This is a genomic window from Paenibacillus sp. AGC31 (genome assembly GCF_057334655.1).
In genome coordinates this window covers 1-21,490 of record NZ_JBHFJH010000042.1, presented here as the reverse complement: position 1 = coordinate 21,490, position 21,490 = coordinate 1, and the positions used below count along the sequence as shown (strand labels likewise).

Sequence of the window (21,490 nt, the reverse complement as noted above, 5' to 3'; positions counted from 1 at the left end):
TAAGATATAAAATAAGTCCAAAGTTGTTTCTGTTATAATCTAGCCGAAGCTTTCCGCTCACGTCTCCATCGTCATCAGGCACAGGACGCGGCTCCAGACTATTTTTAAAGCTTGCTGAATTTTGACTGATACCATTATAATTTCTTTTTGGGCTACAAGCAATTTCAACAAAATCCAAGTGAGGTATAATCATGCTGGCGATTGATGTCAAAGATTTGCGCAAGTCGTTTAGCGTCCAGAAAAGCCGAGGTGGGCTGAAGGGCGCGTTCCAGGACCTGTTTGCACGTCAATACCAAGAGGTATTGGCTGTAAATGATATTTCATTTCAGATTCCGCAGGGCGAAATATGCGGATATATTGGGGAGAACGGTGCCGGTAAATCAACAACAATCAAGATGTTGACCGGCATTTTGGTGCCTACTTCAGGGCAAATATCGGTTGGTGGATATGTTCCGTATCAGGAACGGGAGAAGTTTGTACAGAATATTGGTGTTGTTTTTGGTCAGCGCAGTCAATTGTGGTGGGATATTGGCGTGATCGAATCCTTCCATTTATTACGCAAAGTATATCGTGTTGGAGAGGTCGATTTCCGTAAACGGCTGGATGAACTAGTTGAGCGGTTGCAGCTTCAGGATTTGTTAAGTCGTCCGGTGCGGAAGCTCAGTCTTGGTCAGCGTATGCGCTGCGAGTTAGTGGCAGCCTTGTTGCATAATCCGAGTATTGTTTTTCTGGACGAGCCAACTATTGGTTTGGATATTGTGGTGAAGTCGGAAATTCGGGATTTCTTGAAAGACATGAACAAGGAGCATGGAACGACCATTCTGCTCACAACCCATGATTTGCAGGACATTGAGGCCCTGTGTTCCCGGGTCATCATGCTTGATGCAGGCAACATTATCTATGATGGAGGTCTGGATCATCTCAAGTCCCAGTGGGGTAAGGAGCGCGAGATCCGCTTCAAGTTTGGTTCAGCTCACAACATCAATCAGATGCAGGAATGGACTGCTGCGTTGCCTGTCCGTTGGACGGTAGAGAATGAATTGTCCGCATCTGTATGGATTCCGCTGGAACTGAATGTCTCGGATGTACTCGGACGTGTCGTTGGACAGGCTGATATTACCGATATTCAGATTATCGAGATTAACACGGATGAGATTGTGCGCAGTATTTACCAATCCGGTTCCGCCGAGCGTCCAGAGATTGTGGGAGCAGGGAAAGAAGCGGTGGGTGTATCCTGAGATGAATAGTGCATTTATTGATTTTATGCGCATCCGTTTTCTAACGATGCTGGCATACCGGGTGAATTATTACTCCGGCATTTTGATATATACGCTGAATATCGGCGTGTATTACTTTACCTGGCAAGCCATTTACGGTAGCAGTGGTGAACTCGGCGGCTTCACGGCAGCGCAGATGACCACTTACATCGCTGTATCCTGGATGGCACGTGCCTTTTATTTTAACAACCTGGACCGGGAGATTGCCGCAGATATACGGGATGGCTCCATTGCAATTCAATTCATCAGACCGATCAATTACGTTATGGTCAAAATGATGCAGGGTCTTGGGGAAGGTATTTTCCGCTTTCTGCTTCTCATGATTCCGGGAATGCTCATTGCCATTCTGCTGTTCCCGGTTGAATTGCCTACGGCGCCATCGGCGTGGATTGGCTTTCTCGTCATGCTGTTCTTCAGTTTCCTCATTAATTCCCAGATTAATGTGATAACAGGACTGGCGGCATTCTTTGTGGAAAACAATGAAGGCATGATGCGTATGAAACGCGTCGTGGTTGATTTGTTCTCCGGTCTAATCATCCCGATCAGCCTGTATCCAGGCTGGATGTCCGCAGTGATGAAAGTATTGCCTTTTCAGGCCATTACGTATCTGCCCGGTTCCGTCTTCACTGGAAGAGTGGAAGGTACCGCCATCTGGAGTGTACTCGGTATTCAGGTGTTCTGGTTTGCCGTACTGCTGCTTCCGATGGTATTGATCTGGCGTAAGGCGCGCAAGCGTCTGTTCGTGCAAGGGGGATAACAGATATGTACTATATGGGTCTGGTCTGGGAATATTTGAAAAATTACATGAAAACACGACTTACGTACCGCGCCGATTTCTGGGTGGAGATCCTATCGGATCTGCTGTTCCAGGCAACCAACCTGATCTTTATCTTTGTGGTCTTCCGCCACACGGATAACCTGGGCGGCTGGAGTGAGAGTGAAGTGCTCTTTGTTTATGGATATTTTATGGTGCCCTATGGCATCTTCAGTTGTTTTATCAATCTGTGGGGATTCAGTGAGCGGTACATCGTCAAAGGTGAGATGGATCGGATCCTGACACGTCCTGCACATAATCTGTTCCAAATATTGCTTGAAAATGTGGATCCGCCTGCACTCGTGGGCTCATTTATCGGCCTGATCATCATGATCTTCAGTGGAGCAGAGATGGGTCTGATGCTGGAGTGGTGGCATATCCCTGCCTTAATTATTTTGGCACTCAGCTCAGTCATGATCTATGCCGGAATCTACACCACATTGACTTCACTATCCTTTTATTCTGACGCGCCAACAGGTATCCTGCCGTTGATGTATAACATTCAAGGATATGGACGCTACCCTGTCACGATCTATAACCGTGCCATTCAGGTGCTGTTAACCTGGATCATTCCGTTTGCCTTCGTGGGGATCTATCCCGCAGCCTTGTTCCTGGAAAGGTCCGAGATGCATCGCATGGCGCTGCTTACACCTGTGATGGGATTGGTGTTTGGTTCTATGGGATTGCTTCTGTGGAATTTTGGCGTGAAGCGGTATCGCGGAGCAGGTTCATAATAACGCCCTATAGTAATTCATGGGGGAGATTAGGGAGGAACTGACATGACGTTAAAAGTAGGCGAATTGGCACCGGATTTTGAGCTTCCGTCCAGTACGGGAGAATCGGTAAAGCTTTCGGATTACCGCGGACAGCGGGTGCTGCTTTATTTTTATCCCAAAGATATGACCTCGTCCTGTACACAACAGGCTTGTGATTTCCGGGATCGACATGCTGAATTTGAAGGGCTGAACACGGTCATTCTCGGAATCAGCACCGATCCGATGAAACAACATGACAAGTTTATTGCCAAATATGGACTGCCGTTTACCTTGTTATCGGATGAAGAGCACGTTGTAGCCGAGCAATACGGTGTATGGCAGCTGAAGAAAATGTATGGCAAGGAGTACATGGGGGTGGTTCGCTCCACTTTTCTGATTGATGAAGAGGGGAAATTGATCAAGGACTGGTCCAAAGTTCGGGTCAAAGGACATATCGAGGCAGCACTTGAGGCGCTGAAGTCCATATAAGCTGCTCCGGCAACATATAATTAACAATATAAAGGCTGTGTTCGCGGAATTTGTCGTGAACACAGCCTTTTGCATATGCGGATTTCCAGCCCTTTATAACTGTTGCTTATGCTTGCATGAACGAATGCGATATACCAGCAAGAGGAACAATGGAATGATGAAGCTGACGGTGATATTCCAGTCTACCCATACAGGCATGATCGTATCCGTATAGAAAATAACATTTGGAGCAAGCAGTACACCCAGGGCAAATAACAGCAGGGAAGAAGGCAAGATGAGAGGCTTATACGTCTTTAAACGAAATAATTGTGCTGTTCCCAGCACAAAGGCAAATAGATACAGCAGACTTTTGAAATAGGTCGAAATTAACCAGGCGATAGCCATGAATGCTTCGATTCGTTCGAAGAAATTACCTATATTAATCTTTTGTGAAAGAGCGTATGAGATATAGATACTGTGCTGCGTCAGTGTAGGTCCCATCACCATGAGTGAGAGCAGCAATAACAAGCTTAATAGTAATCCCCCAAAGAAGGTAGCCAGCAAGAAATCCCGTTTGAGATGAGGCCCGGGGTTCACGTAGGGGAGAAATACGGAAAGAACAATAAGTTCACCAAAGGAAGTAAATGCACCACGGATGACAGAGTCTGCTAAATGTATCCAGGGAATATCAAAGAAAGGCTGAAGATTAGCAGTCTTGGCTTGAGGAAGAAGCCCCAGAAAGAGAAAAGCTATAAAGACCACAACGATTGGGGCTAACAGTTCGGAGCTTAAACCTATCGTACGAAAACCATGGATAAGTCCCCAGGCCAAAGAGCAAATGATCATCAGAATAATGACCCGAATGGGGGTCTTGAGATAGATCTGGGTTGTCATGAAGTCACCGACCTCACGAACACATGTGGCTGCACCTATAGCGAAATAGAATAGATAGGCAACTGAAAGCACGGAACCAACCCAAGTCCCAAGTAACTTGTTACATATTTCGAAAAGGGACAACTGAGGATATGTTCGATGCAGTTTATATAGAACCCAGATGATGCCAAGACCGATTGGCAGACCAACGAGAGAACAGAACCATGCGTCCTGTTTGCCTACTGCGGTAACAAGTGAAGGGTAGATCAGAACCATATCTCCGATCATAACCAGGAAAGTGAGCAAGGTGAACTGCCGAATTGTGAGTTTTTCCTTCATCAACATGCCCTTCTGCTCCTTTCCATGGTTTGACGTCTAAAGCACCCTTCAGAGTTAACCTTCTGTGGTTGGCTGAGATTGCGAATTGGATTTTCTGCGGGATTTCACTGACGCGATAAGAATCAGCATAGCGGGAAGAATGATCCCTAGCGTGGTATCCCAATCCACCCAGTACGGAACAATGGTGATGATGATAAACGTCAGACTGGGTGCAACGAGATTGGCCATGCCATAAACGAGCAATGTCGATGGTAAAATGAGCATCTTGAAATGCTTAAGTTTGAACAGTTCTGCGCATCCAACAATAAAGGCATATAAGTAGATCGCCGCTTTGAAGTAGGTAGAGATAAACCACGAGCAAGCCATGATCACCTCAATTCGTTCAAAGATTCCACCGATGCTAATCTTTTGAGACAAGACAAACGAAGCGTATATATTATGTTGGGTAAGGAAAGGACCGAGAACGAGCATGGATATGGTAACCAGAATGGCAAGGATCAGATTGCCGAGCCCTGCTGAAATGACAATGTCACGCATGCGGTGGGCACTGTTTGCGACATAGGGAAGGATCATTAAAATGGGGATAGTTTCACCGACGGGATATATGATACTCACCAGAATACCCTGCGCAATAGAGACAACACCGGTGTCTGTTACTGGCTTCAGATTACTGGTTTCAACCTGTGGAAGTAGACAGAAGGCGAGTGCCATTGTGAAAAGAATGACGATTGGTATCAGCAGTTCACTTGTTCTTGCGATCGTCTCTAGGCCATGGTACACACCCCATCCTATAGCAATAACAAACATAAGAATGATGACACGTATAGGAGTGTACTGAAAGATCTGGGAAGTCATGAAATCCCCGACTTCCCGGGTATATGTGGATGTACCAATGATGAAAAAAAATAAGTAGAAACAGGAGAAAAGGGTGCCTGGCCAAAAGCCCAAAATACTTCGGGCAATCTGTACCAGATTCTTTCCCGGATGCATACTTCCCAATTTCATAATCATGGCCATGAGAGCCATTCCGAGTGGAATGCCAATAAGAGCACAGATCCAGGCATCTTGCTTGGCATAGGACGTAATAACGGAGGGGTAGATCAGCATCATATCTCCAACCACCAACATAAATGTAAGGGTGGATAATTGTCTTGTTCCGATCCGTCCCTTTTCAAGCATGATATACCCTCCCTTGTCTCCTAAGTTCCAGTCAGTCGTGCTAATATATGGTTCACAGGGTCATAGATCCACATGATGATATAGAGTGGACTAGGGAACTCCCACAGATTGGAAGCAATAATGCCGAACACCGTAGCAGTGAGAAGCATTCCACTGTATACAGCTGTTTCTCGCCATTCTTTCCGGTGAATGAGGCCAGGCAGATCGATCCAGCCAATACTAGCTGCTACGACGATAACCGCAAGTGTAATCAGCACGCTTCAATCACTCCTTTAATTCGTTTCTGAATGAATCATCCAGTGTACCGACACGTTTAATCTGCACATTGGTTTTGTACTTGATGTCCAGTTCTTCAAAATGTTTATCCCACTCATTTTCTATCTTCTTGAAGAACTTGGGATCTGCATGGTACACTTCCTGTCCAAAACCAAATATATCGACATGGAATTTGCGTTTTACTGCATTGACAGAGTTCTGCATCAGTTCAATTAATCGTTCTTCACTATCGGCTTCAAGTTCTTTGAGAACTTTCATCGAACCAATCTTGATCCCGCATTCAACTGCACCGATGGAGGAGACATTCTTGACATCGATGTGGATTACGGGCTTATCATTTACGATTTCTGCCTTTCTTTTCGTTGTTGTACGGAGGGCCTTAAACGTCACGTTGCCTTGCTTGCGACAAGGCATATGGTTGACCGTTGATTCTACATTGTCACGGATATAATTGTAGCCTTTGGATTCATCCTCCGTTAACCAACCAATCAGCTTGTCTTTCTTGAACACGCTCAGTCCCGTCGTATTGAGGCGAGCTGGTGAGCGAATGGTCGATATATTCTCTTTATTCCCGCTTTGACCTTTGGGACCGAGGATCTCTACACCTGTAATGACGGGCTGGATGCCAGGCGATATCATGAACTCCAGTAATTCATCCCCGGTGACCGTGGTAGTGGGAGACCAGGTCGTAGAAGATATATCGAGAGAATTATACATTTTTTCAGCTGGAGTATTATCTAAAGGTGTAAGTACGTCAAGCAGCTGGGAAGCAGTAGTATTCTTAGCAACCAAGACGTAATAATCAGGTCTTGCTGTAGGCTCGCGCATTAACGCCTCAATAACATCATATATTCCCTTTTTACGTGCATATTCTTCACCAAATACCAGAACCCGGATATGTGCAAGGAAGATTCTGCGCGGGCTTGTCTCCGTTAATTTTTGAATGGCTTCAAACAAGGTTGTAGCCGACGCTTCGTACTGTGTAACGGGTGTCCCTTTCCCTCCCCCTGCTTTGGAAGATACCTCATTCGGAACAACGACCTGAGCACTTACTTTGATCAGATCTCCATCTTTGTCCACACCGAGACCCAACATAATGCCAAGTTCATTCAATTCCTGCCGATCCCAGCATCCGGTAAGGAGAGGAAGCAGAATGACACAGGATAATATTAAGCGTAAGCATCTATGCATGGTGTGCGCTCCTTACCGAATTACCGCTTCGTTTTTTTGGTGGATTGTCTAACTTCATTTGTTGTGCTGGTAGAGAGTGGACGAGTCTTCATACGAGACCAGGGTACACGAAAGATCGTGTCTTTGAGATCCTTCTGAATAAAGGGTGCAAAAGGAGACATATAAGGTACCCCGAAAGAACGCAAGCTGCAAAGATGCGTTATGGTAATTAACAATACAATCAGGATGCCATAAAATCCGAAGGCAGCGGCCAGGATCATCAGAACGAACCGCAACATGCGTACCGAGATGGAGAGCCCATTTTCAGGAATGACATAACTGGATATCGCAGTGATGGATACGATGATGACCATTGCAGCAGATACAACTCCAGCATCCACCGCGGCTTGACCAATAACAAGCGTACCCACAATGGACACAGCCTGACCGACCGTCTTTGGTATCCGAATGCCCGCTTCTCGCAAAATTTCATAAGTTAGCTCCATCAGCAGGGCTTCAATAAAGGCGGGGAAAGGAACGCCTTCTCGCTGAGCTGCCAAACTGATTAGAAGGTTGGTAGGAAGCATCTCCTGGTGGAAAGTGGTAATGGCAATATAAAAGGAAGGAGAGAGCAACGCGATAAAAAAAGCCAGATATCGGATCAATCGAATCAGTGTACTGATATCAGCTCGCTGATAATAATCCTCAGGTGACTGAAAGAAATGAACAAACAAGGCGGGAACAACTAAAACAAAGGGTGTCCCGTCGACAATGATTGCAACCCGGCCTTCCAGCAGTGCCGCGGACACGGTATCGGGTCGTTCGCTATTATATACTGTTGGGAAAATGGTCCTTGTCTTATCCTGAACCAGCTCTTCGATGTATCCTCCCTCAAGAATGCTATCGATATCAATCTCATCCAGTCTTCGCCTTAGTTCCTGCACAATCTCCTGATCCACGACATGTTCCAGATAGAGCACTGCAACGCGAGTCTTGGTGACTCGACCGATCTCTCTTTCTTCGATCCAGAGATGAGGATCTCGGATTCGTTTGCGAATTAATGAAGTGTTGGTACGTAGATTCTCATTAAAGCCTTCCATCGGACCCCGAACGACAGTCTGAGAGACTGGTTCCCCGATGGACCGGTCTTCCCAACCGGCTGCACCGATTTTCAACCCTCGTACAGAACCTTCAAGCAGAAGTACGGCTGATCCCGACAGCAGGGCATTCAGCACTTCATCCATATCATTGACGAGCAGGACATCACTTGCGATCAGAACATCATTTTGGAGGTAACTAAGATGTTCAGCATCCGCTGAAAAATCTGGAAGATCACGTTTATGTAATAAGGATTCCATGATGGAGTGATTTAGAATTTGTACATCGACCATTCCATCAATGTACAGCATGACGGCAGGCCATTTATGCAAACATTGCAAAGGACGAATCATCAAGTCATTACTGTGTCCCATGACTTGCTTGCAGTACGTTGTATTTTCATTCAGATCTGGAGAGATTCTCTTCAGACCTTGACCGTCCTGTACCGATGCACTCATCATGTATCCTCCTTATACATCCTATATTTGCAAGTTAGTATGACCTGGATGAATTCGGATTATCACAAAAAAGAATGAAAGGTTCTCCTTCCGTTTGGATAACACAAAAAAGGAGCCGCGATGACACGCAGCTCCTTACTTGAAATTATAGATAGACGTTCGTTCGAATTTACTTTTGTCTTTGTCGAACAGTGGTAGGCTTGGACACGGATCTTGCTGCCCATGCTTTGCGGTAACGGTAGAGCACAGCCACGATAAGTAACAGGCCGATTCCTCCCACGATATATGCTGCATATTGATGAGCCAGATGGAATACGGCATTCCACTGGGGGCCAAATATTTTGCCAATGCCCAGAAATAGCACAACCCAGAACAGCGCGCCTGAATAGGCGTAGAGAGCGAATTTGCGAAAAGGAACCGCGGCTATGCCCGCGAAATATCCGGTGAAATGTCTTACCCCCGGAATGAAATAACCGATGAATATCAAGGCATTCCCATACTTGGCAAACCACTTTTGTGTTTTATCGAGCTTGTCCTGTTTCAGCAGAAACCATTTTCCGTACCGAGTTATGAAGGGCAGACCTGCTTTGGCTCCAATAAAATAAGTAATTGTCATGCCAATCGTCGTTCCCAGAAAAGCCAGTATGGTGAGGATACCGAAATCAAGATGTCCCTTATAGGAGAGAAACCCTGCGTAAGCCATCGTTGTTTCACCAGGAAAGGGAAGTGCGATGAATTCAAGCAACAAGCCAAAAAACAATACGCTGTATCCGTAGGACCCAAACAGATGTTGGATCTTCTCAAGCAATTCCAATAGATTTCACTCTCCTGAATACGGGGTGGGAGCAAGAATACTCTCCAAGGTGTTTTAATGTGTTCTGCCTGTTCATTATGCTACCTAATCTGAAGCGAAGAATCAATCAGGCTACATAGCAAATTGTGAAAAAATATTAAACAAAATCGCGTCTTTTTTCCATGTAGTCTCCATATAATTCTAACAAATCTGCTGAAGTCTATCAGCAAATTACTAGAGACGGTGGAGGTCGATTCGTAAATGGTACAGAGACCGGAATTCAGAATCAAGGAATTAGGGGGAAACTCTGCAACAACCATACATATGTTTTTATCTGGACAATGGTATGTCATTCTCATGCGTATTGCGATATTGTTATGTGCATTTGCTGTATATGCAGGCACGGCTTATGCATCTTCTGCTTCCGGCTCAGGTGATCCAATCTCGGAAGATAAGAATACTCAAGACAAGGTAGTCTATCTGAGTTTTGACGATGGACCGGGTAACCATACCCGTGAAGTATTGGATATTTTGCGTAAGGAGAAGGTTTTGGCTACATTTTTTGTGCTGGGTGAGCAGGCAGAGCGTTATCCCGAGTTAATCCGGGGACTTGTCGAGGATGGACATGCTTTGGGCAATCATACTTTTAATCATCAATACGAACAGCTGTATAGTGATTTTAAAGTGTTCTGGAAACAGATTAAGCAGACAGAGGAAGTGCTGGAGCGTATAACCGGTTTCCGTCCGAATCTGGTGCGAGCACCAGGTGGTACCTATGGGCATTTTGACCAGAGTTATTTTGATTTGCTGCAATTGGGCGGGTACACCGTCATGGACTGGAACGTCGATAGCGGAGATTCCAAGCGCAAAGGAGTTCCGGCCAAAGAAATCCTCAGCAATTCGACCAAAGTACCTGCGGGAGCACGTTCAGTCATTCTCCTGATGCATGATGGAGGTGCGCACGCTGAAACAGTGAAAGCACTCCCGGGTATTATCAAATATTATCGTGATCACGGATATCGTTTTGACATCATGAAGGGTTCGGATCAGCCGGTTCAATTCCGTGTACATCCAGCTGATAAGTATAAAGGGCGCAAGGTGCCAGGAAAGGCCTGGATTACAGAGCATGTAGAAGCGAATGCGACATTGTGGCTTGGGAGCAAGAAGCTGAAGGTAGAGGTGGGATTGGCTGCGGCTACCCTACAGTCGGGCGAATTCCGTATGGAGGATCAACGAATCATGGTGCCGTTGCGTACCTTTATGAAAAAATTCGGGGGCAGCACTCGCTGGGACCCTGAGTCCAGAACAGCTACAGCTGTGTGGAAGGAAAGAACGATTCATGCAGACGCTGTGAGCGGAACACTAACAACGAAAGGGTTAAGTGAAATGGGGGCAGTACAGAGTCAAGGGGGGACCATCTGGGTTCCGTTACGTGAATTGCTGGAGCAGATGGGGTTAAGGGTGCACGCATTAAACAGCAATGAAACAGAGTGGACGGTGAAGGCAGGCCCGTCCATATCCATTTCGGCGATGAACAGTATATTTATGTATAAAATGATCTGAAGAAAGTCATTCTTGCAGGACTATTCTCTCTACTTCCGGGCAACACTGAATCATAGATTACTATGGCTCAGAAATGCTGATGAACGGAAGGAGATCAGGAGAAATGTCTTATATTCGAATGGAACATGAACACGCAGTCGAATTGCTAAACAGGGTCATCAAGCGAGTAGAAAGTGTGATTATTGGCAAAAAACAAGAGATTCGTTATGTCCTCACTGCAATGCTCAGTGGAGGTCATGTGCTTCTGGAAGATGTGCCCGGTACGGGGAAAACGATGCTGGTTCGTGCTGTTGCTTCTGCGCTGGATTGCTCCATGGGCCGGATTCAATTCACGTCTGATGTCATGCCGGCAGATGTTACGGGCACCTCAATCTATCAACCGCATACAGCTGAATTCAAGTTTCGGCCCGGACCTGTCATGTCCAACATCGTCCTGGCCGATGAAATAAATCGAGCCTCACCCCGCACTCAGTCTGCCCTTCTGGAGGCAATGGAGGAACGACGTATTACGGTCGATGGCACAACCTACGCCTTGCCACGCCCCTTCTTTCTGCTGGCGACACAGAATCCGTTGCAATTCGAGGGTACGTACCGTCTGCCTGAAGCACAACTGGATCGATTTATCATGAGGATTGGACTGGGGTATCCAGATCCAGAGCAGGAACTGGAATTGTTAACCCGCATGCAAAGCAGGGAAGTACTTGAAGAACTTCGTCCTGTCCTGCTTGCTGAAGAGGTTGTAGCCATGCAGCGTGAAGTCAAACAGGTACATGTTGATCCTGTTGTCAAACAGTATCTGGTGGCCGTTGCTGTGGCTTCTCGCAGCCTTCCGGCGGTAAGACTGGGCATCAGTCCTCGCGGAACACTGGCCTGGATGGCTGCTGCGCAGTCATTTGCCTACCTTCAGGGACGCAGTTATGTCATACCGGATGATGTGAAAGAGGTGGCTGTGCCTGTCCTTTCCCATCGTATTCAATTGAAGCCCCAGAACAGAGCGGAGGTTTGGGGGCAAGTACAAGTCATTGAAGAAGCATTGTCATCGGTTCCGGTACCTGTACAAATGGCATCACAGGGAAGGGGACGGAGACAATGACTGCGCTGGGACAACGGATTGTGAGTGCTGTCTTGGTGGTGGCTTTTGCTTCCTTGTATCAGTGGCATGGGGGCAAAGTGGCGTTGTTTCTATCCGTTATAACTTTCTTGATGTTCACAGGAGGTCTGCTTCTCCATTGGTTCAGACCACGGCGTATTCACATCCGTCGGAAAATACACACGAACCGGATTGAGGCAGGCGAGCATGTACGGGTTCTGGTCGAACTGGAATTCAATTGCCGTATTCCATTGTTATGGATCGTTCTGTGTGAGAACACACCTGCAGGTGTTCATCGCAAATTGATTTTCCCGGGAACACGGCGACAATTTTCCTATCAATATGAATGTTCTGGGTTACGCAGAGGAGTCTACAGATGGGATACGGGCAGATTGTACTGGGGGGATATGTTTGGCTGGAATACCCTCTCCGCAGAGATCGCAGGAGGTACCCCCCTGATCGTTGTTCCTCAAGCAACGGCTTGGGGGAAGGGTGATTCGGTAGAATTCGCAGCGATGATCGAAGGGACTTTTTCGGAGCGAAGAAATAGTCAGGGAAACCGTAGCCCTGAGTTTCGTGAATATCAGCAGGGTGACCCACTGGGACGAGTTCATTGGAAAAGTACAGCCAAAACGGGAAAACTTCAGACCTTTCTGCCTGATACCACGGATCTAGCTTCACTCGGCATCCTTGTGTATGAAGGCGCGTCGGGTTATGACGTAAAACAGCGGGAGAACATGGATGCACCTGCTTTTGAACGAGTGGTTCGTACAGCTGCCCGCTGGATTCATACCGCTGAGCAGGATGACATTCCTTATCATCTGTGGATGGAAGGCGGCGATAAGAGTTATGATGCACAAGATCAATGGCAACATGGGCCGTTCCATGCAGATGATGAGAATCATGGACTGGACAAGTTAGCGGGAGCGCGAATATCCAAAGCACAATCAACCTCTGTTTCGCTTCGAACGGAGATGCTGGATGGACTGGCGAGCGGGTCGCGAATTGTGGTTCTCACAGGCAAGATGGATCCGGTTCTGGCCGAATGGATCATAACTGCAATCGGGTCGGGTTATCGTGTCGAGGTGCAATTGACTGAAGCGAATCAGGACCAATTAGGATCAACGGATAGATTGATGAATGGATTGGGATATGACAGCTTAAGTTTGGAGCGGCTTCGTCACAGCGGGGTGCCGATCCACGCGGTTACAGACGTTGCGTTATCTTCATTGGGAAAGGTGGAGGTAACGGATGTGGGAGCGTAATCGTAACCAGCAACCAAATTCCACTGTGGCCGACTTAGAGTCAACGGCCCGTACGAGAATAGAATCGGCCTATTCTGTATATAAAGCTGTGAACCAGAATTCTGTGACGGATATAAAGGATGAGGGATATGTTAGCGTACCTGTCCTGTACAAAATTTTTATTTCGGCCATTTTACTTATACTGTCTCTGGAGTGGATATATCCTGTTACATCATCAGATCAGCAGGGCAGTGAACGGTTCTTGTCCGTAATGGCGGGATTAACGGGAGCATTGTTGCTCGTAGGGCTAATTCGTACAGGATGGATCACTGGGGTACTGATCCGATTATTCATTGCACTCGCTGCTTTATGTCTGATGTACGGAGGAAGTGATCCTGTTCGTTGGGCGGCTGCTTATCCGGGAATATTTTCAGCGGATATGGACACTTTTATAAATAAATGGCGATTCCACTCGATTAGTACAGAAACGAGAGGTTTGTTCATGATGTGCGGCTGGAGCATGCTCATGGCTTCTGTGCAATCCCTCGTATTGTTACGTCGAAGCGTTATGCTGTTTGGCAGTGCGACGCTGCTCTATTTGCTTCTGCTTGAATCCTTTGCGGGGCTGGATGTGTATGCTTCTGTAATACGGTCTGTCCTATGGACTTTTCTTATTCAGGCTCTGCTTCAGCTACTACGTCTCAATGGAGGAGTCACGACTCCGAGTTATCACGGCAGCCCCTATGGCCGTTGGAGTGCAGTAACTATCGTTGTTTCCGCAGCTATGGTGCTTCTCTCCGCGTTACCTGGCCAGTTTGCTTCCATTCCTCAACCGGAACGCATATCTCTGGAACAGATGGGTGAACGTATAGCTCGATGGGCAGGTTATACACAGCACAGTAGTATCCCTGCTGCAACGGCAGTCACGGGATATAGCACAGCTGACGCGCCTATGGGAGCACCGTTGGTGCAGGGGAATTCCATCTTTTTTATAGCGAAGAGTCCAAAAGTGACGTATTGGCGAGGGGAGACCCGTTCATATTATAACGGTAGTACTTGGAGTGATCCGGGTCAAAGCTTTGAAACAGCAAGTCCATCCGGAATGCTGCGTGCTGATGGTTGGGAGAATCCAACCTATTGGAATCGCATTCGCCAAACCGTTACGATGCAGCGAGAGTGGAAAGGGCCAAATCCACTCTTTACCGGGGGCATACCGGTCAACGTATCGTTCCAGGATAAGAACAAGGATAATCAGGAAAACATGTTTTCTTTGCTGTCTAATCGCAATTCGGCAACATTGTGGCTCGCGAGCTCAGGGGACGATAAGATAGTTAAAAATTATTCGGCAGACGTCATGGTTCCTGTCGCAACACCTGAACAGTTACGTCTGCTTGGGGAAACGAATAAAGGGAAAGATCCGGCAGCCATTCGGAGGGACTATCTGCAATTGCCTACATCACTCCCCGGTCGAGTGCAGACGCTCGCCAAGGAAATCATTCAAGGCAGTGAGACCCGGTATGACGCTGTGCAAGCTGTAAAGACTTATCTGGCTGCTCATGCCGAGTATACGTTGGATACCCGTATGCCACCGCGGGGAACAGATTTTGTGGACGATTTTCTATTCGTCACCCGGCAGGGGTATTGCAATCATTTCTCCACAGCTATGATTGTGTTACTTCGTTCGGAAGGTATCCCCGCACGCTGGGTTAAAGGCTTTGGCCCCGGAGTTGCTGACCCGGATGTGCCCAGTCAGTATGTGATTTCACAGGGAGATGCACATTCCTGGGTAGAGGTGTATTTTCCGGGTGCAGGCTGGATGCCGTTTGAGGCCACGCCTGGCTTCACCATGGCGCAAGGCGCGGGCGAAGATGCTGCAGCACTCGCCGGGCCGCAGCCTGGCGCGGAGACTCCGCCGTATATGAGCGGCGGATTGGCTAACGCGGGCGCATGGCTGCTCGCCCGCGCACGGGCCATTGCCGCGGAGCCATGGCTCGCGGCAGCCCTTGTGGCAGCGGCCCTGCTGGGCGCCGCTGCTCTGGTCCGCATGCGGCGGCTACGCCCCGCGCTGCGGTTAGGGCTGCTGCTGGCGTGGCCACGCAGCAGCTTTCCAGACCGCGAGCGGCTGCTGCGCGCCGCCGCTCCGGTCTGGTCCGCGCTCGCGCGCCGGTACGGCCCGCGGCCGCCGGGGATGACGCTGCGTGAATATGCAGCGTCACCGGCTTTGGCCGCAGGCGCGGACGGCGCGGACATCGCGCGGTTTGCAGCCGACTGGGAACGGCTGCTGTACGGCCCAGACCGTCCGCTGCGCGCGGACAGTCTGGACTTCCTGCGCCGGGCACTTCGTCTGGCCCGGCGGCTGCAGGCGTTGTAACACAAGGATGTTACAACGTTACACCAAAGATGCGAAGCAGCTGCCATACAATCGCTATCGCTTTCCAATAGAGCTTGGCCACTTGTGGGCAGATGAAGATCGCCATTGGCTGGCGCATTGTTATTTAAATGCAGCGTTTGGTTCATCGCTGCATGCCATACATAAGACGCCTTTCGCGCTTCGCTGCGAACGAGGCGTCTTTCCACGATCATACACTTGAACCAGCATCTTGCTGCCAAGCTTTTCTAATCGAAAATTCATATTTAGAGGCAATTGGTAATCCTGTTTTGATATGTCGAAAAAAGGAGTTTCGCCTTTCCTTGACGGTATGTTTTGTCGTTGCGTATAATTAGTTTCATTGAATTGAGGGAGGCACGGTAATGAATAAACCAAATGAAATTGTGGTTGTCCTTGACTTTGGGGGCCAATACAACCAGTTAATCGCCAGAAGAATTCGGGATCTCGGCGTATACAGCGAGCTTTTGCCGTATAACACACCGGCAGAGAAGATCGCAGAAATGTCACCACGAGGAATCATTTTCTCTGGCGGACCATCCAGTGTGTACGCAGAAAATGCACCACATGTGGACCCGGCTATCTATGATCTTGGACTTCCCATCTTCGGAATCTGTTACGGGATGCAACTTATGGCCCAGCAGCTTGAAGGTAAAGTAGAACGCTCCGAGAAGCGTGAGTACGGTAAAGCCGACATCGAGTTCGCAGCAGGTGCTGCTCTTGCACAAGGTATCGACGGTGAGCACACAGTATGGATGAGTCACGGTGACCACGTGGTTACACTCCCTCCGGGTTTCAAACTGGATGCAGGCACGGAAAGTGCGCCAATCGCTGCAATGAGTAACGACGAGCGCAAATTATATGCTGTTCAGTTCCACCCGGAAGTACGTCACTCTGTTCGTGGTAACGATATGATTCGTAACTTCCTGTTCGAAATCTGTGGTTGCGAAGGCAACTGGAGCATGGAGACATTCATTGAAGATACGATCAAAGATATTCGTGAAAAAGTGGGCGACGGTAAAGTTCTGTGTGCACTGAGCGGTGGCGTGGATTCTTCTGTTGTTGCTGCACTGCTACACAAAGCCATTGGCGACCAACTGACATGTATGTTTATCGACCATGGTCTGCTGCGCAAAGGCGAAGCAGAAAGTGTAATGGAGACATTTGTCGGCAAATTCGACATGAAAGTTGTCAAAATTGATGCACAGGAACGCTTCCTGTCCAAACTGGTAGGCGTCGATGATCCGGAACAAAAACGTAAAATCATCGGTAACGAGTTTATTTACGTATTTGATGAAGAATCCAAGCAATTTGATGATTTTGAATTCCTGGCGCAAGGTACACTGTACACAGATATCGTGGAAAGTGGTACAGCAACTGCACAGACCATCAAATCCCACCACAACGTGGGCGGTCTGCCTGAGGACATGAACTTCAAACTGATTGAGCCACTGAGTGCTCTGTTCAAAGACGAAGTGCGTAAAGTCGGCGAAGAGTGCGGTCTGCCTGAAGCTATCGTATGGCGTCAGCCTTTCCCAGGCCCGGGTCTTGCGATCCGTGTTCTTGGTGAGGTTACCGAAGAGAAACTTAAAATTGTTCGTGATTCAGACTACATTCTGCGTGAAGAGATTGCCAAAGCCGGTCTCGACCGCGAAATCTGGCAGTACTTCACAGCCCTGCCGAACATGAAGAGTGTTGGCGTTATGGGTGATGCGCGTACGTATTCCTACACTGTAGGTATTCGTGCCGTAACGTCCATCGACGGTATGACTGCGGACTGGGCACGTATCCCTTGGGATGTGCTGGAGAAAATCTCCGTACGGATCGTTAACGAAGTTGATAATGTAAACCGTATCGTCTATGACGTAACTTCCAAACCACCTGCAACGATCGAGTGGGAGTAGGGTATACACCCAAACAATATTTTTTAAAAAGCTCTCTTTTATCTGCGGCCTATCGCAGATAGAAGGGAGTTTTTTATTGCATATATTATGATTAAACTTTTATCAGGGGACTGTTTTCCTAGTAATAAACTCTCGAATTTCATCCCATTTTAAAGTTCACTTCATGATCCTTTCAGGTCGGGCCTGTACAATAGGTATATACTAAGAGCTATATGGCTACTGAAAGGAGATTGAATGTATGCGTAAAACCGACTATATGAGCAAATGGAAAATGGGCATTGGAAGTGCGTTTCTGATGGTGATGCTGGCAGGATACGGTTCAGAAATGCAAGACCTTGCCTCCGGTTCGGGAGAATTACCATTTGTGAACTTAGAGGCAGCGGATGCTTCTTCCGATCAGACCAGAAATCAGGAGTTATCCTCTGACTTAACAACAAACACGAATCAGGAACAACAAGAGCTACAGGGTGATGCTCCGCAGACAGAGATATAGTTAACATAGGACTGATCCGGTAAAAAAATGCTCTGGAACATGTCGCAAATTGCTCCATATACCTAATGAGTTTTACTCTTCGTAATACGAGACATCGTAATTCCTAGATCATCATTCACCTGATTGCTAAAACGCATCAGAAACATAAGCTAGCCGGATTAGAGCGCTTCTCGCCCTTTGATCAGGCTAGCTTATTATGTTATCCTGCGGAACTTTCAGTCTGAAAGAATGGACATATCCCATTGAGATTACACCGAAAAAAGCGTATTCAATTGGGTTGTAAACCGCTGAACTGGTTCAATCTGTTAAATAATACGAACGATATTATACAAGGGCGAGATTAATATTCGTTTTTCTCATTGACAAAAACATACTGCCCTCCTAAAATAGTGATGGGAAACAAACAAATAGCGCATACTTATTCGTATAATCCTGGGGATTGGCCCGGGAGTCTCTACGAGATCACCCTAATGATCTGGCTACGAAGAGGAGAAGGCTAAGCACATGAATTCTACATGATTGCGGGGACATCACGCACATTAGAATTTTTTTTGTTCTTAGTAAAGGCATCATGCCACTCCTTGTCAGCTGAACCCTGGGTGAAGAATCTTCATCAGGGTCATTTGTCGTTTTTCAATATGGCTTCAACATCTCTAAGGGGGAGTTAGTAATTATGGATCGTTTCTTTAAATTAAAAGAAAACGGAACAAACGTTAGAACGGAGATTGTTGCGGGTCTCACTACGTTTATGACAATGGCTTACATTCTTTTTGTAAATACGTTGTTCTTGGGACAAGCCGGTGCGGGGATGTCGGATAATGCAGTATTCTTTGCGACAGCCGTCGGCGCCGGATTAATGACTATTATTATGGGATTGTTCGTGAATATTCCGATCGCACTTGCACCAGGTATGGGGCTGAATGCGTACTTCATGACTGTCGTTCTAAGTTCGAATGGAGCGATTACTTGGCAAGCAGCTCTCGGAGCGGTGTTCCTTTCCGGTATCGTGTTCATTATTTTGACCGTGACAAAGATTCGTCAAATGCTGCTTGTTGCAGTTCCGCAGTCAATCAAAATGGCCATTACGGTGGGTATCGGTCTCTTTATTACCATTATTGGTTTCAAGCTTGCTAATCTCGTGGCTGTAACAGTTAATGTTGCACCAGACGCAGATCTGAGTCAGCCGATTCCGGGTAGCAGTTTTAACTTGTCATTGGGCAACTTTGTAACACATCACGATGCGTTGCTGGCCCTGATTGGTTTGCTCCTTATTGCTATTCTGATGGTTATGCGTGTCAAAGGCGCTCTGCTGATCGGGATCGTAGCAACAACGCTGATTGGTATTCCGATGGGAGTTACGAATCTGAGTGGTCTTTCAGGCGCAAGCTGGTTGCCTAATTTCAGTGATCTGGCGGTTGGACAGCTGGATTTGAAAGGTGCGATCAGTCTCGGATTGTTCGAGATCATCTTCATCTTTACCTTCGTTGAATTGTTCGACACGTTTGGTACGATGGTAGGTACTGCAACACGTATGGGGATTATGAAGGATAAGAAAAAAGGCGAGAAGACCATCGGTAAAGCGATGCTCGTCGATGCAGTTGGTGTCAGCGCAGGTGCTGCATTGGGTACAAGTACCATTACAGCATACGTTGAAAGTGCTTCAGGTGTTGAGGCAGGTGGACGTACAGGACTGACTTCGGTAACGACAGGTTTGCTCTTCATTTTGGCCCTGTTTATCGCACCGCTTGCGCTTGTTGTTCCATCCGCTGCGACGGCTCCGGCATTGATCATCGTGGGTGTGCTTATGATGAGTCAAGTGCGCAGCATTGAGTGGGATGATTTCCTGCAAGCTTTCCCTGCGTTCCTTACGATTGTATTGATGCCTTTCACAGGTGGAATCGCGAACGGAATCTCGGCAGGTATCGTATCTTATGTGATTCTGGCGGTATTCAGCAACTTGGTTACAGAGCGTAAAGTGAAAATTCACTGGCTTATGTGGATCTTGGCGCTCATTGTAGTCTGCCGATACGTATTTATTGGCGGGGAGTAAACTTAATTTAGTTTTATGAAGAGTACGGAGATAAGTTTTTATCTTATAAAATGAAAGAAGCGGAAGCCACGGGATTCAAACCCGGTGCTTTCGCTTTTTTTTGTTTTCCTTTCTTGAGCAAAATGAATTTCAAAAATGTTTTCCTTCTATATAGAAGGAATGAGTATAATGTTCTATGATCTGTTGGTTGTTTATCCGATGAAATCTCGGTTTATAAGTTCTATAGCGTGTTGAGTCTGTACTGTATACAACATGAGTATCTCTATACTTGGATTAGGGTTCATACGGGAAACCTTTTGCTTATGTAAGTTAATTACTCCGGTTCATTAAAGGTAGTGCGCAGATGTATCATTCAGCAGACTATAAGGCGATACTTGTTAAAAGGTCTACAGGGTACTCATTTTATAAGAATTAAATGTTTATCGAAAAAAGACTTGCGTTCCATAACTGTACATGGTATATTCTATTTCCGGCCAAAAAAACACGAGATACACGGTGCGGCAAGCGATTGAAATAAGCTTCGAAAGAAACTTAAAAAAAAAGCTTGCAAAGTTGGTTCGGACATGATATTATATAAGAGTTGCTGAAGAGAACGACATTCGGTAACGAAACAAGTTTGATCTTTGAAAACTGAACAACGAGTGAGTAAACATTCTGCTTGCAGAATGAACGCGAAAGTTGGAGACAAGCCTTGGCTTGAATCAGCTGGAGCACAAATGAGATTTTTAATCTCGTCAGATTCAAAATGAGCTTATCGCTCTTTTCAATACTTTATTGGAGAGTTTGATCCTGGCTCAGGACGAACGCTGGCGGCATGCCTAATACATGCAAGTCGAGCGGAGTATCAAGGAAGCTTGCTTCCTTGATACTTAGCGGCGGACGGGTGAGTAACACGTAGGCAACCTGCCCTCAAGTTTGGGACAACTACCGGAAACGGTAGCTAATACCGAATAATTGTTTTCTTCGCCTGAAGGAAACTGGAAAGACGGAGCAATCTGTCACTTGGGGATGGGCCTGCGGCGCATTAGCTAGTTGGTGGGGTAACGGCTCACCAAGGCGACGATGCGTAGCCGACCTGAGAGGGTGATCGGCCACACTGGGACTGAGACACGGCCCAGACTCCTACGGGAGGCAGCAGTAGGGAATCTTCCGCAATGGGCGAAAGCCTGACGGAGCAATGCCGCGTGAGTGATGAAGGTTTTCGGATCGTAAAGCTCTGTTGCCAGGGAAGAACGCTTGGGAGAGTAACTGCTCTCAAGG

17 protein-coding genes, 1 rRNA gene and 1 riboswitch are annotated in these 21,490 nt (G+C 47.2%); of the genes, 12 read left to right on the top strand and 6 right to left on the bottom strand.

Annotated elements, in window-relative coordinates; genetic code table 11:
• Nucleotides 1–191: 191 nt before the first annotated feature.
• The 4 genes from ACE04G_RS25540 to bcp are packed head-to-tail and all read left to right on the top strand — an operon-like array spanning nt 192 to nt 3,335.
• A complete protein-coding gene (locus tag ACE04G_RS25540; RefSeq protein ID WP_449005423.1) occupies nt 192–1,238 on the top strand; it encodes an ABC transporter ATP-binding protein in 1,047 nt (348 codons plus the stop codon).
• A gap of 1 nt (nt 1,239) precedes the next feature.
• A complete protein-coding gene (locus ACE04G_RS25535) occupies nt 1,240–2,034 on the top strand; it encodes an ABC transporter permease (protein ID WP_036614077.1) in 795 nt (264 codons plus the stop codon).
• Nucleotides 2,035–2,039: 5 nt separating this feature from the next.
• Nucleotides 2,040–2,825, top strand: a complete 786-nt coding sequence (locus ACE04G_RS25530; RefSeq protein ID WP_221825763.1) for an ABC transporter permease — start codon at nt 2,040–2,042, stop codon at nt 2,823–2,825.
• 45 nt (nt 2,826–2,870) lie between these two features.
• Nucleotides 2,871–3,335: a thioredoxin-dependent thiol peroxidase gene (bcp, locus tag ACE04G_RS25525; RefSeq protein ID WP_221825765.1), complete on the top strand. Its 465-nt coding sequence runs from the start codon at nt 2,871–2,873 to the stop codon at nt 3,333–3,335.
• A 93-nt stretch (nt 3,336–3,428) separates the two neighbouring features.
• Here bcp and ACE04G_RS25520 read toward each other — a convergent pair whose 3' ends face one another.
• The 6 genes from ACE04G_RS25520 to ACE04G_RS25495 all read right to left on the bottom strand — a co-directional run bounded on the left by ACE04G_RS25520 (nt 3,429) and on the right by ACE04G_RS25495 (nt 9,521).
• Nucleotides 3,429–4,532 carry a GerAB/ArcD/ProY family transporter gene (locus ACE04G_RS25520; protein ID WP_449005422.1) on the bottom strand — a complete coding sequence of 368 codons (1,104 nt, stop codon included), beginning with the start codon at nt 4,530–4,532 and terminating at the stop codon, nt 3,429–3,431.
• Nucleotides 4,533–4,580: 48 nt separating this feature from the next.
• The gene (locus ACE04G_RS25515) at nt 4,581–5,705 is read right to left on the bottom strand and encodes a GerAB/ArcD/ProY family transporter (RefSeq protein ID WP_221825767.1); all 1,125 of its coding nucleotides are present in this window, start codon (nt 5,703–5,705) and stop codon (nt 4,581–4,583) included.
• 20 nt (nt 5,706–5,725) lie between these two features.
• On the bottom strand, nt 5,726–5,962 hold the full coding sequence (locus ACE04G_RS25510; RefSeq protein ID WP_221825770.1) for a hypothetical protein: 237 nt from the start codon (nt 5,960–5,962) through the stop codon (nt 5,726–5,728).
• Nucleotides 5,963–5,969: 7 nt separating this feature from the next.
• Complete coding sequence (locus tag ACE04G_RS25505) at nt 5,970–7,172, bottom strand: Ger(x)C family spore germination protein (protein ID WP_449005421.1); 1,203 nt, start codon at nt 7,170–7,172, stop codon at nt 5,970–5,972.
• A gap of 20 nt (nt 7,173–7,192) precedes the next feature.
• A complete protein-coding gene (locus ACE04G_RS25500; RefSeq protein WP_221825790.1) occupies nt 7,193–8,707 on the bottom strand; it encodes a spore germination protein in 1,515 nt (504 codons plus the stop codon).
• Nucleotides 8,708–8,876: 169 nt separating this feature from the next.
• Nucleotides 8,877–9,521, bottom strand: a complete 645-nt coding sequence (locus ACE04G_RS25495) for a DedA family protein (protein WP_221825775.1) — start codon at nt 9,519–9,521, stop codon at nt 8,877–8,879.
• Nucleotides 9,522–9,761: 240 nt separating this feature from the next.
• Between ACE04G_RS25495 and ACE04G_RS25490 the strand changes: the two genes are divergently transcribed.
• The 8 genes from ACE04G_RS25490 to ACE04G_RS25455 form a co-directional block, all read left to right on the top strand.
• Nucleotides 9,762–11,063 carry a polysaccharide deacetylase family protein gene (locus ACE04G_RS25490; protein ID WP_339306773.1) on the top strand — a complete coding sequence of 434 codons (1,302 nt, stop codon included), beginning with the start codon at nt 9,762–9,764 and terminating at the stop codon, nt 11,061–11,063.
• 103 nt (nt 11,064–11,166) lie between these two features.
• Nucleotides 11,167–12,156, top strand: a complete 990-nt coding sequence (locus ACE04G_RS25485; protein ID WP_339306774.1) for an AAA family ATPase — start codon at nt 11,167–11,169, stop codon at nt 12,154–12,156.
• The gene (locus ACE04G_RS25480) at nt 12,153–13,418 is read left to right on the top strand and encodes a DUF58 domain-containing protein (protein ID WP_339306776.1); all 1,266 of its coding nucleotides are present in this window, start codon (nt 12,153–12,155) and stop codon (nt 13,416–13,418) included. The genes ACE04G_RS25485 and ACE04G_RS25480 overlap by 4 nt, the downstream gene beginning before the upstream one ends.
• Complete coding sequence (locus ACE04G_RS25475) at nt 13,405–15,768, top strand: DUF4129 domain-containing transglutaminase family protein (RefSeq protein ID WP_339306778.1); 2,364 nt, start codon at nt 13,405–13,407, stop codon at nt 15,766–15,768. Before ACE04G_RS25480 ends, ACE04G_RS25475 begins: the two co-directional genes overlap by 14 nt.
• Before the next feature lie 380 nt (nt 15,769–16,148).
• Entirely contained in the window at nt 16,149–17,687 is a 1,539-nt protein-coding gene (gene guaA, locus ACE04G_RS25470) for a glutamine-hydrolyzing GMP synthase (RefSeq protein ID WP_221825786.1), read from the top strand.
• 238 nt (nt 17,688–17,925) lie between these two features.
• Nucleotides 17,926–18,180: a hypothetical protein gene (locus ACE04G_RS25465; RefSeq protein ID WP_339306781.1), complete on the top strand. Its 255-nt coding sequence runs from the start codon at nt 17,926–17,928 to the stop codon at nt 18,178–18,180.
• A 402-nt stretch (nt 18,181–18,582) separates the two neighbouring features.
• A riboswitch (purine riboswitch) is annotated at nt 18,583–18,682 on the top strand.
• A gap of 171 nt (nt 18,683–18,853) precedes the next feature.
• A complete protein-coding gene (locus tag ACE04G_RS25460) occupies nt 18,854–20,230 on the top strand; it encodes an NCS2 family permease (protein ID WP_047841443.1) in 1,377 nt (458 codons plus the stop codon).
• 771 nt (nt 20,231–21,001) lie between these two features.
• Nucleotides 21,002–21,490 (top strand): 16S ribosomal RNA (locus tag ACE04G_RS25455); the annotation flags it as partial.